Source organism: Niallia sp. RD1 (genome assembly GCF_024219955.1).
In the GTDB taxonomy this organism is placed as follows: domain Bacteria; phylum Bacillota; class Bacilli; order Bacillales; family Cytobacillaceae; genus Niallia; species Niallia alba.
Map to the genome: position 1 here is coordinate 1,232,888 of NZ_CP100420.1, position 17,099 is coordinate 1,249,986.

Annotated in this window: 19 protein-coding genes and 1 riboswitch; of the genes, 5 read left to right on the forward strand and 14 right to left on the reverse strand. The window is 36.1% G+C overall.

Annotation, left to right across the window (positions count from 1 at the left end; genetic code table 11):
* Positions 1–102: 102 nt before the first annotated feature.
* The 7 genes from NKG37_RS05715 to NKG37_RS05745 form a co-directional block, all read right to left on the reverse strand.
* Positions 103–657, reverse strand: a complete 555-nt coding sequence (locus tag NKG37_RS05715; RefSeq protein ID WP_367976417.1) for a vWA domain-containing protein — start codon at positions 655–657, stop codon at positions 103–105.
* Positions 642–1,490, reverse strand: a complete 849-nt coding sequence (locus tag NKG37_RS05720) for a VWA domain-containing protein (protein ID WP_254415950.1) — start codon at positions 1,488–1,490, stop codon at positions 642–644. Before NKG37_RS05720 ends, NKG37_RS05715 begins: the two co-directional genes overlap by 16 nt.
* Positions 1,491–1,712: 222 nt before the next feature.
* The gene (locus tag NKG37_RS05725) at positions 1,713–2,456 is read right to left on the reverse strand and encodes an amino acid ABC transporter ATP-binding protein (RefSeq protein WP_224427588.1); all 744 of its coding nucleotides are present in this window, start codon (positions 2,454–2,456) and stop codon (positions 1,713–1,715) included.
* A gap of 20 nt (positions 2,457–2,476) precedes the next feature.
* Positions 2,477–3,220, reverse strand: coding sequence for an amino acid ABC transporter permease (locus tag NKG37_RS05730; RefSeq protein WP_016201541.1), 744 nt, complete (start codon positions 3,218–3,220; stop codon positions 2,477–2,479).
* A gap of 606 nt (positions 3,221–3,826) precedes the next feature.
* Complete coding sequence (locus NKG37_RS05735) at positions 3,827–4,663, reverse strand: transporter substrate-binding domain-containing protein (RefSeq protein WP_101728968.1); 837 nt, start codon at positions 4,661–4,663, stop codon at positions 3,827–3,829.
* A 102-nt stretch (positions 4,664–4,765) separates the two neighbouring features.
* A riboswitch (Lysine riboswitch) is annotated at positions 4,766–4,947 on the reverse strand.
* Between the two features lie 199 nt (positions 4,948–5,146).
* A complete protein-coding gene (locus tag NKG37_RS05740) occupies positions 5,147–6,595 on the reverse strand; it encodes a DEAD/DEAH box helicase (RefSeq protein WP_254415951.1) in 1,449 nt (482 codons plus the stop codon).
* Positions 6,596–6,720: 125 nt separating this feature from the next.
* Positions 6,721–6,912 (reverse strand): hypothetical protein, encoded by a 192-nt coding sequence (locus NKG37_RS05745; protein WP_016201538.1) that lies wholly within the window; start codon positions 6,910–6,912, stop codon positions 6,721–6,723.
* Positions 6,913–7,712: 800 nt separating this feature from the next.
* On the opposite strand from NKG37_RS05745, the gene NKG37_RS05750 reads away from it, so the two are divergent.
* Together NKG37_RS05750 and NKG37_RS05755 are read left to right on the forward strand one after the other, a co-directional pair.
* Complete coding sequence (locus NKG37_RS05750) at positions 7,713–8,051, forward strand: PadR family transcriptional regulator (protein WP_053215593.1); 339 nt, start codon at positions 7,713–7,715, stop codon at positions 8,049–8,051.
* Entirely contained in the window at positions 8,041–8,598 is a 558-nt protein-coding gene (locus NKG37_RS05755) for a DUF2812 domain-containing protein (protein ID WP_171510231.1), read from the forward strand. The genes NKG37_RS05750 and NKG37_RS05755 overlap by 11 nt, the downstream gene beginning before the upstream one ends.
* 301 nt (positions 8,599–8,899) lie before the next feature.
* On the opposite strand, the gene NKG37_RS05760 is transcribed toward NKG37_RS05755, so the two are convergent.
* The 3 genes from NKG37_RS05760 to NKG37_RS05770 all read right to left on the reverse strand — a co-directional run bounded on the left by NKG37_RS05760 (position 8,900) and on the right by NKG37_RS05770 (position 11,545).
* Positions 8,900–9,856, reverse strand: a complete 957-nt coding sequence (locus tag NKG37_RS05760) for a TRM11 family SAM-dependent methyltransferase (RefSeq protein WP_254415952.1) — start codon at positions 9,854–9,856, stop codon at positions 8,900–8,902.
* Between the two features lie 463 nt (positions 9,857–10,319).
* Complete coding sequence (locus tag NKG37_RS05765) at positions 10,320–10,799, reverse strand: hypothetical protein (RefSeq protein WP_224428490.1); 480 nt, start codon at positions 10,797–10,799, stop codon at positions 10,320–10,322.
* 104 nt (positions 10,800–10,903) lie between these two features.
* On the reverse strand, positions 10,904–11,545 hold the full coding sequence (locus tag NKG37_RS05770) for an RNA polymerase sigma factor (RefSeq protein WP_095333323.1): 642 nt from the start codon (positions 11,543–11,545) through the stop codon (positions 10,904–10,906).
* A gap of 94 nt (positions 11,546–11,639) precedes the next feature.
* Between NKG37_RS05770 and NKG37_RS05775 the strand changes: the two genes are divergently transcribed.
* Positions 11,640–12,068, forward strand: a complete 429-nt coding sequence (locus NKG37_RS05775; protein WP_095333320.1) for a VOC family protein — start codon at positions 11,640–11,642, stop codon at positions 12,066–12,068.
* Between the two features lie 284 nt (positions 12,069–12,352).
* The gene (locus NKG37_RS05780) at positions 12,353–13,864 is read left to right on the forward strand and encodes a nitrate/nitrite transporter (protein WP_095333318.1); all 1,512 of its coding nucleotides are present in this window, start codon (positions 12,353–12,355) and stop codon (positions 13,862–13,864) included.
* A gap of 65 nt (positions 13,865–13,929) precedes the next feature.
* On the opposite strand, the gene cyoE is transcribed toward NKG37_RS05780, so the two are convergent.
* On the reverse strand, positions 13,930–14,853 hold the full coding sequence (cyoE, locus tag NKG37_RS05785; protein ID WP_254415953.1) for a heme o synthase: 924 nt from the start codon (positions 14,851–14,853) through the stop codon (positions 13,930–13,932).
* A 57-nt stretch (positions 14,854–14,910) separates the two neighbouring features.
* Complete coding sequence (locus NKG37_RS05790; protein WP_095333313.1) at positions 14,911–15,495, reverse strand: molybdenum cofactor guanylyltransferase; 585 nt, start codon at positions 15,493–15,495, stop codon at positions 14,911–14,913.
* Positions 15,496–15,652: 157 nt separating this feature from the next.
* On the opposite strand from NKG37_RS05790, the gene NKG37_RS05795 reads away from it, so the two are divergent.
* Positions 15,653–16,333, forward strand: a complete 681-nt coding sequence (locus tag NKG37_RS05795) for a Crp/Fnr family transcriptional regulator (protein WP_095333327.1) — start codon at positions 15,653–15,655, stop codon at positions 16,331–16,333.
* On the opposite strand, the gene mobB is transcribed toward NKG37_RS05795, so the two are convergent.
* Together mobB and moaD are read right to left on the reverse strand one after the other, a co-directional pair.
* Entirely contained in the window at positions 16,330–16,830 is a 501-nt protein-coding gene (mobB, locus tag NKG37_RS05800; RefSeq protein WP_095333311.1) for a molybdopterin-guanine dinucleotide biosynthesis protein B, read from the reverse strand. The genes NKG37_RS05795 and mobB overlap by 4 nt on opposite strands.
* A 37-nt stretch (positions 16,831–16,867) precedes the next feature.
* Positions 16,868–17,098 (reverse strand): molybdopterin converting factor subunit 1, encoded by a 231-nt coding sequence (gene moaD, locus NKG37_RS05805; RefSeq protein ID WP_095258333.1) that lies wholly within the window; start codon positions 17,096–17,098, stop codon positions 16,868–16,870.
* Position 17,099 lies beyond the last annotated feature (1 nt).

A 17,099-nucleotide genomic window follows, 5' to 3' on the forward strand; every position in this document is an offset into this window, starting at 1 on the left:
TATTAACTCCTGAAAAATAAAAGCAGTTACTTTCTATTATTCATTAAAAATGAAACAATGGAAGAACTGCTTTTCGTGTAATTTCCTGCTTCCTCTATACTCCTATTGCCATTGCTGACGCCATTTTTCTACCTTATCGTTAATTTCTTTTGCTGCTCGATCTCTTTCCGACTCCTTTTCTTCCTTTATAGCTTGGAAGTGCTTATTTCGCAAATCGTGCTGTGAATGAGCTAATTTCAAAACTTGTTTTTCTACATCATCGGTAATCACTTTCTCATCATGCAAGAAATACGCTGCATCTTTAATTCGATTCCATTCTGCATCGGAAACCCTATATAGAGGATTATAAATCTCATTCATCCTCTCCATCGCCGCAGTCATTTGCTGTAACGTCACCCCTTGTGTCCAAACAAGCTCCCCAATCGTAGGCTGCCATTTTTTTGTAATTTGCACTTCCAAATCAGCTGGATCGTTCACTGTCACATACTCCCCACCACCAGAATCGGCCACTTGTTTTAATTGCTTTTGGCCTTCGTTATCTACGTCAAATCCAATGATATTTACTTTAGCCTTAATACTTTGATTTTGTAGTTGTTTAGCAGCAGTAACAGGGTCTCCATCACATGTTTCCACTCCATCACTCACCATATAAACCAAATTTTCGTACTCATTGCAGAATAGGACGCCAATATTCTCTGAGCATCATTTATAGCCCCAGCTAACGGTGTCCAGCCACTTGCCTGAAAAGAATTTAATGAGTTTGTGAAATTTTTAGGTTGATAGGCAGATAGCGGATATATCGATTCCACGGCCGAACAAGATTTTTTCTTGTCTGAATCAGCCGATGAGCCAACATGTCCATAAGAAATCAACGCAACATTCGCATCACTTGGAATTTGCTCCATAAACTTCGCAATTGCTGCTTTTGCAAGCTCCATTTTTGTTTTTCCTTCTATTTCCCCATTCATACTGCCACTTGCATCCATTAACACCAAAACGTTCATTTTCTTTTGTTGTGTGGTTACTTCATCCTCACCACTCGGCAATTCAGGCATCACAAACCCATGCTCGTATGTAACTAATTGCTCATAATAGTTTTTATAATTTCCTGACCCTAGCGTATAAACAAGGTAATCATACACTTGCTCACTGCTTAGATTTTTATGTTTCATAAAATAATTCTCAAGCTCTTTCTCGGCAATCGGATTTAATGTGTCTTCTAGAAAATCTCGGTACTGCTGACTGTCCCAGCCTTCCAGTGTTTCTAACTGCTGATCCATATGTGTTTCAACTAATACTCCTGCTTGCTGATCAACCATTTCTTCTACCGTTTTGGCAGCAGGCGGGATTTTTTCTTCCACAGCTTCCTCCGTTGTCGTTGTTTTAGTAGTTTTTAGCTTCTCCGGTTGCACTTGATCCTTTGCACAAGCTGAGATTATCACTAAAGACAAAATACAAACTAAAATTGCCCCTCTTTGTAAAGCTTTCATCTAATACCCTCCTTCTAGAAAAATCCATTATTTTCTATACGTCCTATGGAGATATTAGTTTCTAAGGCTTAGGGCACAATTTACAGCAGAATTGTTAGGTGTATATTCCTATTAATTAAAGTACTGACTAATAAAAAAGATGACCTCTACAGAAAACAGAGATCATCTATTTATAAATCCTTTATTCATTTAGGTAATTTCCTATCTTTCTATCATGAAATTTTATTGTGGTTGCAGAATCGTCCGCTTTAAAAACTCTCTAGTACGTTCTTGTGTAGGATTTTGAAAAATTCGCTCCGGACTTCCTTCCTCCGCAATAACACCTTTATCCATAAAGATAACTCGATCTGATACTTCTTTTGCGAATTCCATTTCATGTGTTACAACAATCATCGTTAAGCCAGAATTGGCAAGTTCCTTCATGACCTTTAAAACCTCGCCTACCATTTCTGGATCAAGAGCCGATGTAGGCTCATCAAACAGCATAACATCTGGATTCATCGAAAGAGCTCTTGCTATTGCGACTCGCTGTTTTTGACCGCCTGATAATTGTTTTGGCTGTGCATTAATATACTTATCCATACCAACAACGTTTAAGTAATACATCGCTACTTTCTCGGCCTCTTCTTTGGATCTCTTTAGGACCTTTATTTGTCCTACTACACAATTATTGAGAACATTATGATTGTTAAATAGGTTAAACTGCTGGAACACCATCCCTAAGTGTTTTCGATAGGACGCAACATCATGTTTATCATCCAATATATTTTCTCCATGATAGAGTATTTGCCCGCCACTTGGTTTTTCTAAAAGATTAATACAACGAAGTAGCGTCGATTTACCAGATCCAGACGAACCGATAATGGAAACTACTTCTCCTTTCGTTACAGAAAAATTAATGTCTCTAAGTACTTCATGTGTTCCATAGGATTTATTAAGATGCTGAATATCAATAATTTTTTCCATCTGTTTTTCACCTTCTTCCATTATTTAAATTTGCCTCTTAATTGGTCATCTCTTCCGATCACCGTATAGCTATCAGATCCATCTAATTTCTTCTCCATATATAGCAATATTCTCGTTACAATAAAGGTCATCACAAAATAAATGAGACAAGCTACAAAGAAAGATTCAAAATATCTAAAGTTATTTCCTGAAATCGATTTTGTCACGAAATATAATTCTGTCACTGAAATAACATTCAGTACGGACGTATCTTTAATATTAATAACAAACTGATTGCCAGTTGCAGGCAGGATATTTCGAATAACCTGTGGCAAAACAACATTCCACATTGCTTGAACATGATTCATCCCAATTGCATGCGCTGCTTCAAACTGCCCTTTATCAACGGAAATAATTCCGCCTCGAACAATTTCTGCCATATAAGCTCCTGTATTAATCGATACGACAATAATCGCCGCAGTAAGAACATTCATATTTATACCAAATGCTAGCGCAGAACCATAATAAATAACCATCGCTTGGACAATCATCGGTGTTCCACGGAAGAATTCAATATAGATAGACAGTATGATATTGACCAGTTTTAAAATGACTTTTTTTGCACCTCGTTCTGGTGTAGGGATCGTGCGAATTACACCTGCTACCAATCCGATAGCTGCCCCAATAATCGTCCCTATCAAGGCAATCAAAAGGGTTAAACCAGCACCACGAAGGAACATAGGCCAATTCTCTGAAATTATTTTAATGATCCATTCAAGACTCATCTTTTCTCCTCACTTACTTTACTGTATAAAGAGGCTGGGACAAAACTAGATAGCCAATCTGTAAAGACGAACAATCTCTAATTTATCACTTAAATAAAGGTTCCTTTTATACAATGGTTATTTATGTTTTTAAATATAGTCAAGTGTAAAAACTAATTCGTTCCATTGCGCTACAGAAACTCGCTTTCCGCGGGGAGCAACCTAAGCCTCCTCGGCTAAAGCCTGTGGGGTCTTAGGTTTTGCTCTACTTCCCGCAGGAGTCGAGTGTCTTCCGCTCCATTCCACTCTGTTTTTAAAGGCAATTCCCTAAAAAATATTGTTTTTTTAGAAAAAATGAATTAGTAGGAAATATGGAGCAGCCTGAATACACGTAGACTCCTATGGGAGCTGCGAGAAAGTCCGAGACCCTGCAGGCCATAGGCCGAAGCGGCTCGGCGCTCGCCCCATGGAAAGCGAAGTGTATTCAGGCTGCGGATATTAACACTAACTGTACTGAAACAGCCTTTTATAAAACTAATAAAACCCGAACAATCATTTAGGATTATTTGATAGTTGTTCGGGTTTATCTATGACTGGAATACTTATTTCCCAGCCTCTTTATCCTTTTTATTCTGCTGCTGGTTGATTTTTTATAGCATTATCCATTATGCTTGTACGTTCTTCTTCTTTGATATCTGCTAAAATTTTATTAATCTTCTCTGTTAAATCACTGCCCTTTTGAAGGCCAACTGCGATAGATGTATCTTCTTCCGATGTTTCAAATCCATCACTAAATTCAACCATTGCAAACTTGTCATTTGCAGTTGAGGCACTAACTCCTTCGGGACGTTCTGAAACATATCCATCAATAACTCCTGACTCAAGCGCTACCCTCATTGCTGGGAAGTTATCCATAGCCGTCTTTTTTTCTACACCTTCAATTTGATCAATTACAGAATAGTGAAAGGTATTTAGCTGTGCTGTAACTTTAGCACCTTTGAAATCTTGGATAGAAGCAGCATTTTCATACTTACTTCCTTTTTTCACAACCATTACTAAATTTGATTTATAATAGCTATCTGAAAAGTCAATTGTTTCTTTACGTTCTGCAGTTGGTGACATCCCTGCGATAATTGCATCAATTTTCCCAGAAACTAATGCTGGTACTAATCCGTCCCATTCTGTTTTAACAATCACTAATTCTTTTCCTAAACCTTCAGCTACTTTTTTCGCAATTTCCACATCATATCCACCAGCATATTCTGAAGAGCCATTGATTTTCACAGCTCCATTAGAATCATTGTTTTGTGTCCAGTTAAATGGAGCATAACCCGCTTCCAGTCCTACTTTAAATGTATTATCATTTGATGATCCAGAAGCTGAATCACTGTTCGATCCACAGCCTGCCAATAAAAGCATAGCTCCTACCATTAAAACCATAAATAATGTAAACTTGTTTTTCATGATGTCTCTCCTCCTATTAATCTACTAAAACAAAAAAAACGACCTGAGATCAACTCAGGTCGTAGTATATGTAATAGCCCTAAAGTCCTCTCTTTTTATCCCAAATGAGATAGCACAACTCAATAAACAAGTGGTTTATTGAGACAGTCCTGCAGTTCTTAACTACAGACCCAGCATGTAATACGGAGAAATATTACACACTTCGGCGACATTTCCTTCTCCTTAGCATCATAGCTTCTCAAACTCCGCTAAAGACTGTTAAATATCGCGCCTCTACCTCACTGTTAAAAAGTGAGGTCTTATTCAATTATTTTTAATAGTACCGTATTTTGTCGAGATTCGTCAACTTGTTTTATCACCATTACCTTTGTAAATTGTATTTTATTTGGTTTTAATAAGGAAAAATCTTTATCACAAAACGCTTCTTTTCAGCAAATTTATACTACTCTCTGTATTATTATAAAAATCAACTGATTATGATTTTTAGTCCTTCTTAGCCTCATATACCTTCAATGATTTACCTTTGATTGGCGTTTTCTTCATTCTTTCTAATACTAAACGCCCTTTATCATTTAAAATCTCTACATAAGAAAAAGTATCCATTATGGTAATAATCCCAATATCCTCTGCTGTTACACCTTCTATTTTAGCGATCGTTCCAACAAAATCGACTGCTCGAAGCTTCTTTTTCTTGCCGTCATTAAAGTATAATTTCATAATTTGCTTGTTTAATTTTTCATTTTTCGCCTTTTTTATGGTGGGTTCTTCATTCTTTTTTGCTTCAAAGTCAGCTTGCTTATTGGCAACTTCTTCTTTTGCAGGAGCATCTATCATTGGAATTTCAAAACCTATATATTCTTCTATCTCCTGTAAAAACCTATCTTCAAATGGTGTCACAAATGTGATGGCTTTCCCTTTTTTACCTGCCCGCCCTGTTCTTCCTGTGCGATGAACATAGCTCTCCTTTTCTAAAGGAAGATCATAATTGATCACATGGGTGATATTATCAATATCAATCCCTCTAGCTGCCACGTCTGTCGCAATTAAATAGTGGAACTCTCCCCTTTTAAAATCATTCATGACTTCAAGTCTATCTTCCTGTACCATACCACCATGGATTTGATCACAGTTATATCCTAAATCTGTTAATTGATCACTCAAGGTATCTACTCTATCTTTTGTACGACAAAAGATAATACAACTATCAGGATTTTCTACAATCGTTACATCTTGAAGAAGAGAGAACTTATCCTTCTCTTCTACTTTTATAAGCGAGTGTTCAATTTTATCTGTAGTCAATCCAGTCGCCTTGATTTCAATATCAATGGGTGTCTTCATATAGCGCTGTGACAGTTCTTTAACCGCCTCAGGTAAGGTAGCTGAAAATAACATGGTTACTCGATTTTGTGGTAATGCATTGATGATAGCTTCTACCTGTTCAATAAATCCCATGTTTAACATTTCGTCCGCTTCATCAATTACAAGATAGCTAATTCTGTCTAAGGACAATGTCCCTCTCTCGATATGATCCAATACGCGACCTGGTGTACCGACCACTACATGCGTCTTTTGTTTTAATTCTGTTTTTTGGATAGCAAACGGCTGTTTTCCATATACAGCTGCTGCTTTAATTCGTTTAAATCTTCCTATATCTATAAAATCTTCTTTAACTTGAACAGCAAGTTCCCTTGTTGGTGTCAAAATTAACGCTTGAGGTTTATTCTCTTCCCATTCCACTAATTCACAAATAGGAATCCCATAGGAAGCCGTCTTGCCACTTCCAGTTTGTGATTTCACAACAAGATCGATTTTTTCTAGTACAAGAGGGATTACTTTATTCTGAACCTCTGTTGGTGTTCTATATTCTAAACTATCTAGAGCTTTTACTATTTGATTACTTAAATTAAAATCATGAAAATTCTTTGCACTCATCATTAAGCCTCTTTTATTTTGAATTATTCTTCTTATTATTTCCGTAACATTTAGTACCTTATACAAACTTCTATTATACGCTATCTTCTCTTTGTAAATGTACTAAGGTATAAATAAAAAAAGACCTACCCTTTAGGCAAGTCTAATGCTTGATATGCTGATTGATACTTTCCGCCTGCTGCAACTTCTGAATGATACAAAGCCCTTAATGCTGAACTTTTCTCAAGTTCATGTTCATCCATTAAATCCTTTAAGCGTATTTGCAAGTCCTTATTATCTTTGATTAACTGTTTCATTTGTGATTTCATGTATTTCATAAGATATCTAATCCTTCCTAGAGCATAGCCCGCACTTATTCTAATCAAGTCTTTCCTATTGTACTTTGTGTATATTCCAGCTCTCCTTTTCACTCTATTATTACATACAATCCTCAAATTTTATAAAAAAATACATCTTTAACATTATAAGGTTCTAGTTAATAAAAAGATGATCTCTACACAGACAGAGATCATCCAAAAAAATTACACTTATTCATTTCTAATTTTTCCATTAAAAGTTAACCCAAATAACCTCAATAGTAAGAACTTTTTACCATTACCTCTAACTTGATATATTGCTTATGGAAATATATACCCCTTATCCTTCTGATAAAACAAAAAAGTCAGGTAGATTAATAGTAGGTAATTCCGTTTTGTGAAAAAAACACTATAAATACATGTAAATTTGCTAGCTTGCAATATAGCAAATAACACCCCTAATCGCTTCTTAACAATAAATATTGTCATCGTGCAATCGGGGTGTTAGTTTGCTTGTTATTTGGTATGTAACTTTTATCTCATTCAGGAAATTTTTGTAGGATTGTATAGAAAATGTGTGGTCAAATTTAGGTAATTCAATTCTTCAACTAACAGGGCTAATTGAGGAAAAATATTAACAATTTCTTAATGTTTGAGGTATCCTTCTTTAGAATCTAATTACATTTTTTAAAGTTATGGTTAATTTTAAGAAAATGCTGATATGAGGTAAAGTTTTAATTTGGTTTATAGCTTGACTGTCGATATATTATAATATATATTATGAGTATCGATATATCGCTGGTCAACATATGAAGGAAAAGGTGATTCCTATAAATCCATTATCAGAATCTACATATTTAATCTTATTAGCTCTTTATCAAGGACCACTTCACGGTTATGGCATTATAAAAGAAATTGAAAATACCAGTGAAGGAAAGTATATCATCGCACCTGGTACCCTTTACGGAGTATTAAAAAATTTAGAAAAACAAAATTTGATAGAAACTATAGCTGTCGAAAGGGAAAAACGTAAGAAAAAAACATATTGTATTACGGATCAAGGAAAAAAAGTACTTCATTCGGAGTATGAGAGATATATTCGAATGATTAATTATTCAAAGACAATCATTCAAGGGGAGATGGATAAAGGTGAAAAATAATGCTATTAAAAAGGTCACAAAACGTTTTTCAGATTTTTCCAAGGAGGAAGAATGGTTAAAAAGTATGTTAAACGAAGGTTGGATACTTAAAGGTTATGATTCTGAGGATATTGGTGACTGTCACTATATCTTCGAACGTACCCAAAGTGAAAAACCCAAAAATATAATTTATAAAATTGATTTCCGAAGCTTTGATAAAAAGAGAGATTTTGAAGAGTATAAAGAGATTTTTCAAGATTCTGGTTGGACCTTGCTTTCAAAAAGCAAGTGGTATTCCAAGCATATTTTTTATAGAGATTCCTCCTCAAATGAACAAAGCGATATTTTTTCTGACCAGGAATCATATATAGAAAGAGAGAAAAGAAAAAGGACTTCTCTCCTGATGTATACCGGTTTGGCTTCTATTGGTTTTATAATTTTTATTGTTTTATGGATAATCTTTGATTATGCTTATTTTGGTGCATTTGGGCTTTCCCTATTATACGTCAGTTATAAGTATACAATTAATTATTTTAAACATAGAAAGTTCTTAAAATCTATTCTTTAGAGTTCTGTAATCTATTACTCATTCTAAAATAAATACCTAAAATAATCGCTTTACTTTTTTATATCACTATAAGCGCTTATCATTATTGAAAAAGATGAATACAGGTGAGATCCGTGTGGGTGGAATACTCTTTTACAAGAGTATTCCACCCACACGGAACATTATTAAAATAGTTTTCTCTTTTTGACTTATCTCTACAAAAAAGGCCACATCTGTATAAAAATTCCGCTTAATCATAGGCTATCATAAAATCGCAGATTGAAATATTCAAGTTAATCCTCATCTATTCCATCCCTATGCCTTAGCAGCAAACGATTGTTTGCCGTATAAATTTTCCCTTTGGGACTTCACACCGATCTACTATTTCAAAACCTGCTTCACCCAGTATTCCATCTATATCTTCAGTCGTTACGATGACCATTTTTTTAGCAAAGCGACGGGCGCTTTGCAACATTGCAAATTTTTCCTCATCGGAAACAACGGAGCAAGGATTATATGGCATGTCGATAATTGCCACATCATACATTTCTGTTATGTCTCTGATATCCCTTAAAAATACAGGACCAGAAAGTCCAAAATGGGCGAGATTGTTCCGAATGCCCTTCATGACTAAGGGATTATAATCACTGCCTGTTATATTAACTCCCATCGATAAAGCCTCTACCAATACTGTCCCGATGCCACAGCATGGATCAATCACCTTCACTCCTCTTAATTCTGGAACTGCAATATTTACTAGCGCTCTAGCCACTCGGGTAGTTAGTGCAGTTGAGTAGTTATGAGGTTTCTGTTGATGAATAAGCCACATACCCTGATTTTCCGAATAGTATCCGAAATACCATTTTCCTTTTAACTTGGTAATAGCAAATACTATCTCTGGATTATGAAGATTTGCTGCACCTGGAACCAAGCATCCAATTTGTCTAGCGATTCCTTTCCTTTCATTAAATTCCATTTTATCAAGGGGATCGATGTCCCGATAATTGATGCCGATTACCTTATAAGTACCACGCAAAGGAGGCATTGCCTCTACCTTTTGTATTAGCTCTTCTAACCTATCACCTGTAAATAGAACCGCTATTTTTTCTTTTATAAAAGGACTCCTACTAGGGTCTCTACTTATGCTGCTTTCTAATACAAAGGCATGTAAGTCAGCACGAAATAGAGAACGAACTTCTAATTTACATAGATGTTCTTCTTCCTCCGCATAATTGAAGGTATATAAAAAGGTATTGGGGACCAACCTATTTTGACTCAAGTTCTTTCTCCTCCTTTTTGGATAAGCCCTTGAGCTGTTCCATTTTTTCATGAAAATAGTAAAACGAGGCTGGGACATAAGTATTCCAGCCAAGGATAATTCCGAACAATTATACGAAGATGCTAATGAATGTTCCGTATAATTGTTCGGGCTTTTATTTGTTTTTCAAAGGATGTTTCCATGAAGTTTGGTGCGATTCCCCGCAGCCGGAATACACTTCGCTTTCCATGGGGCTCGCGCTGAGCCGCTTCGGCCTGTGGCCTGCAGGGTCTCAGACTGTCTCGCTAATCCCATAGGAGTCTTCGTGTATTCCGGCTGCTCTGTTTTTCCAACTAATTATATTTCCTCTTGTAAAAAGTATGCGAAAGCAGCCGCTATTTACTAGCTATATTAGAAATTGTTCGTCTTTACAGAGTATCTATTTAGTTATGTCCCTTCCTCTGCGTTGTTTTTCCTACGTATTTTAAATGGAAGATTTGTTAAAGCCTTCTTCCTTTAAGTATTCACAAGCTTCCTCGTAGCTTGAAAAACTATTTTCTAGATTGACTCCGGCATATATATTCCAAAACCCTTCTTCTTGAAGAAGTATGAGCGTATTATTTTCCGTATCAATCCATGTTTCTTCTTCCACGGTTTCTTCCTCCACCGTCTCTTCTTCTTGTATATTCGGTCCTAATGATTGAATGGATTTTTCAATAATTTCTTTTAGTTCTTCTTTTGAAAAATCTCTAATATTGACCATCCCTTTTTCGTCTGTCTCATACTCACTCAGCTTGTCCGCATATACAAATCCGTTCCCATTGGGATGTAAGTGATACACGACGTTCTTTTTGTCACTTCCACTTTCCGCATAATGAAAATTGACGCGTTTTAATGAAACATTCTTTCGTTCTAATTGAGGGAACTCCTCGATAATATTTAGTTTTTCTTCAAATGATAGCATATTTGCCTCCCGAATTTTTATTATATTATTATAATTAGTCTCCGTTCTAATTGTGGGTAAAACTAATATACCACGTTTTATTAGTATGAATATAGTTCAACTTATTAGGATGTAATTTCTAAAATATTTCCATCTGGGTCTATAACATAGAATCGAGAATGGATAGAACCTCTTCTTACCTTAAAATTTTGTGATTCTAATAGTCGATAAAGATAAAATATTTGCATCGGTTTCGCTTCCCGTATTGCTTTAGTGAGGGCAATAATAATTTCTTGATTAGAAGAGGGGATTTTCATATTATTATTTTGCAATTTTAGTTTCTTTCTAGACCGATGAAGTGCTGTTTTAATCGCCTCATTACTTATTCTTAACATGGATGCCATTTCTTTTGAAGTGTAGCCAAATACATCCTTCAAGGTAACTAGCATAGCCTGTTTTAAAGGTAGGGTGGTAAGTAAAATTTCTATTAAACCATCGTAATCTATAAAATCGTAGGCTTCTCCGAAAATGTCCTCATTAAATAAAATACTCTCTTTATATTTCCTGTTCTCATCGATAAACTGATTTTTTGCCACCGTACATAAATAAGAAAATGTAAACTCCCTTTTCGGCTCCGCTTTTTTTATTTTATAAACCTTTAGGATCGTTTCTTGGACTAGATCCTCGGCTGTCCAAGGTGACCCTGACAACCTTAAACAATATTTATAAAGTTTCTTAATCACAACCTCGATATCTTCAAAAACCATGTCTCCTCCTCTTTTATATAAATTTACATGTAAGTGTAACTTTTCCATTATTATATTCGTTATAAGGAAGAATTTCATTCAAGGGAGGAAGATTATGTTTAAAGTAGGTAGTATATTTATTCCCGTTACAGATATTAAGAAATCTACCGATTGGTATGTAAAGTTTCTTGGTGTGAAGATAATCGATAGTTGGGAGGATGGTGCCGGCTTTTATTTACCAGCTGGAACAACACAATTAGCCTTAGTAAAAGTAGAATCCCCCCAGCCTACTGAATTTATTATTAAAGGGGATCAGAAGAACTCCTATTTTAATTTTGTCGTTGATAATATTGAAGCTGCCCATCAACAATTTAGAAACAATGGCATCGTTACTACCGAAATCGATGATTTTGGCGGAATGAAATTTTTTGATTTCTTTGACTTGGACGGTAACCCATTTAGTGTCGTTAATGAAGTGAGCAATTCTCCCTTCCACTCAGAAAATGTGAGAGAAATGCAAGAAAGAGATAAAACAAAGAAATAACTATTAAAAAAAGAATTACCCATACTTTTTTGATGGTAATTCTTTTTTCTTTCACAGTAGGATATGTTCAAGTCGTTATTATCCCCATTTAATAATATTTGGACAAAGTTTATCTGATACCGCCTTCCTTACAGCCAGAGATTGATTGGCCCCATTAACAGTAAATATAATAAAAAAATAAAATTTTGCTGGCTATATGTGAAGTAAATCACACGTAGACAGCAAAATTTTTTTTATTGTTGTATAGAGGACAAATATGAAATCATAAGAAAGGATATCGTCATATGAAAAAACAAACGATTCAACTAAATCTGCAAACGTTTAATCTTGTCATTGGATTCATGGTGTGGGTGATCTTATCCTCCCTAATGCCTAGTATTCGAGAAGATATTTCATTAACAGCATCACAAGTGTCATTAGTGACGGCGCTTCCTGTTATTTTAGGTTCTATCCTGCGGATTCCCATAGGCTTTTATACAAACCGCTATGGAGCAAGACTATTATTTAGTATTAGTTTTTTTATTCTTCTATTTCCCGTCTACTTTATTAGTATAGCTAATTCATTCTCAGATTTAGTAATTGGTGGATTATTTCTTGGAGTCGGCGGAGCTGTCTTTTCCATTGGTGTCACCTCGTTACCAAAATATTATCCGAAAGAAAAACATGGTTTTATTAATGGAATTTATGGCGTAGGTAACATTGGAACAGCCGTTACTTCCTTCGGAGCCCCTGTTATCGCAGCAATGCTCGGTTGGAATAAAGCGGTTCAGATGTATCTTGTCTTATTATTATTGTTTATAGCTTTAACTGTTTTTTTAGGAGATAAGCAGGAAAGTAAAGAGCATGTCGCTTTATCTAAGCAATTTAAAGCTGTATACAAAAATGCGACATTATGGGCGTTAAGTCTTTTCTATTTTATTACCTTTGGAGCTTTCGTGGCGTTTACCGTTTATTTACCTAATTTCTTATCTACTCATTTTGAATTGAGTACGGTTGATGCAGGAATGAGAACGGCAGGGTTCATAGCGCTTGCGACTTTCCTAAGACCAGTTGGTGGCTGGCTTGCTGATAAATTTAACCCGTATATTATTTTAATGATAACATTTATCGGCATCACTGCTTCAGGTATCATTTTATCATTTTCCCCAACCTTGACTTTATACACGATCGGAACATTATCTGTCGCTGTAACAGCAGGTATCGGGAATGGAACGATCTTTAAATTAGTTCCATTGCACTTTCCAAAGCAAGCTGGGATTGTGAATGGAATAGTTTCTGCCATTGGTGGTTTAGGCGGGTTCTTCCCACCTCTTATTTTGACTGCGGTTGAACAAATGACAGGGCAATATTCGATCGGATTTATGGCATTGTCCCAATTTGCATTGGTTAGCTTCGTTATTGTAGTTTGGATGTATTATCAAGATGAGAAAAACATCGAGAAGCAGATCATAGAAAACACAGCCGAAGCAATTATGTTAACAGATAAAAAACGCGTCATTAAACGGGTAAATTCTGCATTTTCACGGATTACTGGGTATACAACAGAGGAAGCCTTAGGAAATACTCCTGTGCTCCTCCAGTCGGGCAAACACGACAAGTCCTTTTACCAAGAAATGTGGAAATCGATTGATCAGCATGACTTCTGGGAGGGTGAAATATGGAATAAAAGAAAAGATGGCTCCTTTTATTTACAATGGTTGACCATTAGTGCCATCAAAAATAATGTCGGGGAAGTCCGGTATTATGTCGGGATATTTAACGATTTAAGTACAGCAAAAAGGGAGATAAACGCTTAAGTTCATATAAGTGTAAAGGCGAAGGACCATGATTTACTATCATCCTTCGCCTTCTTATTTTTTCTCTACTTAACTTTGAAGCAAAGAGTGAGGATAGTCATGTAAATAAATATGATCATTAAGTAATTCACAGAGTATAAAAAATTCCAATGCGCCCATTTCCATTGATCTCTTACCAAGAATCCCGATAAAGCTAAAATAAGCCAGCCCATTGTGAAAACAAATGTCACGATCACAAATACTTTTCCAAATGAAGCAAGGAGAAAGGGAATTGGTAACAGACATGCAATATAAAATAACATGTGATATTTTGTTTTAGTTATTCCCGATACAACTGGCAGCATTGCTACCTTCGCGTCCGCATACTCTTGAAACTTTTTAATAGCGATGGCATAGGTGTGAGGCATTTGCCAGATAAACAAAAGCAAAAATAAGGCAAGTGGGATTTTATGAAGAATAGACCCAACTGCCGCCCATCCCATCAATGGGGTCACAGCCCCTGATAAACTGCCTATCAATGTATTAAAAGCATAGCGGCGTTTAGACCACATTGTATATAAAAAGACATACGTAAACCAACCGATGAACGCAAATAACTTAGTCTTCATATTCACCATCAGTAAAAAAATAAAGCCAGCTATCGTGAAGCCTATTCCTAAAATAAGCACCGTCTGCAGTGGCACATTACCTGTTACGGTTGGGCGCTTTTGCGTACGCTCCATGATGGAATCAATATCCACGTCATACCAATTATTCAGTACCAATGCTCCTCCCATTACCAAAGTTGAACCAAGTAAAACAAAGATAAATTCCATCCAGTAATCTAAAAATCCTTCTCTAAGGATGTTCAGTGCTAATAGAAAGGAAGTCAGCACTGGCAAAACATTAGCTAATAATACCTTACATTTAATTAACAATAATAAATCGTGAACTGTCCATTTATAAAGAGGCTTCTGTAATTGCTGCTTCGTATCCTTATTTATGTTCATTTCCTTATATTCCTTGTCTCTAATTTATAGCATCTATCCAGGCATTTATACTCTTGGCTACTTCTTTATTAGATAATCGTAATCCCGCTGATAATTCAAATTGTAAAAAGGCTCTTCATCTTCCACCTCAACTGTTTTTACCTTTAGCTTTTGAAGGAGCTGATAAACAGCATAGTCCCCAGCTTGCAGCATTTCCTCAATGAGAGGAGCAACGGTCGCATGATATACACCGACTAAAGGTTGTAACCTTCCTTTACAAGATGGAATAATTGCCTGATATCCAGGCTGGATTTCCTTTACGATCAAATGAATCGTAGCTTCTGTCATAAATGGGACATCGGTAGGGATGACTAAATACCATGTACTTCGATTTTCCTGCATGGCAGAATATATCCCGGCAAGCGGGCCTTTTTCTTTTATAGAAGGCAAATCTATCAGGATAGAAACATCTGCCTCTGCACTTTTTATCTGATCTACATAATGCGGCTGGGTTACCATGTATACATGTTTAACAAAAGGGGTAATAGCATCCAGACTATGATGATAAAAAGCTTTTCCATTATGCTCGGCAAACATCTTCGGCGAACCAAAGCGGCTTGATTTTCCTCCTGCCAATAAAATACCAACGATAGGTTGCTGCATGTCATCACTCCATACTTAGACGCTTATTGTTTAAAAATTGTCATTAAGTTTTAGTTTTTCAACGAGCTACTTGCATTTTTTTCATGCTATCATGGAAATGAAACCATGATAAGGGGGTCTCCACGTGAAAATTCCAATACAAGCATCAAGGAAAAGAATGATTTCTCCAGAACTGCGGCATTTGCTTGTGTCTATTGGTACAAAGAAAAAAATATATAAAGACCATTATCTATTCCGCGAAGGAGAAGAAGCAAAAGAAATTTATTTACTAGAATCCGGTTTAGTTCAAATTAGCAAGCTTACTGCAGAAGGAAACGAACTATTGCTGCGGCTTTGTAAACAAGATGATATCGTCGGTGAGCTAACGCTGTTTGCTGATAATCCAAAGTTTCTATTAAGCTGTAAAACGCTCCAAACCGGTGAGGTCTATGTGATAAAAAGAAGCAAATTAGAAAAAGAATTAATGGCTAACAGCGCACTCACCTTTGAATTCATGCGCTGGGTAAGTGACCACATGAGAAAATTCCAATCAAAGCTGCGCGATTTACTATTAAATGGAAAAAAAGGTGCTGTCTATTCTACCTTAATTCGCTTATCCAATAGTTACGGTGTCCCTGTGGATGATGGCATCCTTATCGACATGACCTTAACAAATCAAGAGCTAGGAAGGTTCTGCGCAACTACAAGGGAAAGTGTGAACCGCATGCTCGGTGACCTTCGGAAAAACAATATTATTTCTTTGAATACACAAGGAAAAATAATCCTTCACGACATTGAGTATTTACGTCAGGCGATCGGCTGTGAAAACTGCCCGCTGGAAATGTGTAATATTGATTAATGAAGCAGATTTTGCGTGTATTGTTCCAGAAGCCAACAGGCCAATTTTTCTAATTGATTAGGCTTAAATATCGGAACAGATATTTCTTCTAAAGGAATACTAGAAACTACCGCTTTCAGGTTAGATACTTTATTTATTAGATGGATATCCTCTTGCTCCCCAATTAGCACAATTTTCGGCTTTGGTTCATGCTTGTATCCTTCTATAAATAGAATATCTACGTTTAATAGCGTGTATAATTGTAAAATTACATCTAGATTCCATTCCTTATTTGTCGCAATTTGCAGCAGGTTTTCTCCTTGCACACCAGCAAAATCTGCTCCTGCTTGAAGATGTTTTGCATTATCTGTCTTCTCCCACCCTAAAGGAGGGCCTCCATGTCCATGGTGCTTGATTGCTGCCACTTGGTAATGGTATTTTGAAAAGTATCCTATTAAATGCTCTACTAAAGTGGTTTTCCCACGATTTTTATAACCGATAATTTGTACACATTGCATGTGCTATCATCCTTTAATATCAATTGAACTAACTGCTTCACCCGCCGCTGACTGGCGGAATGAGTGCCACTACATCATCTTTTTGGATCATAGCTTGGCCCCTTGCGAATTCTTCATTTACGGCAATCATGACCTGGTCTAAAGAATCAATCCCATAGCTTTGTTGAAAGGCTTCTTTAAATGTCTGAACCGTCTGTGCTTCCCAATCCAGCTCTAATTCTGATGTGCCAAGCTGCTCTTGTAAATGTGCAAACACCAATATTTTCATT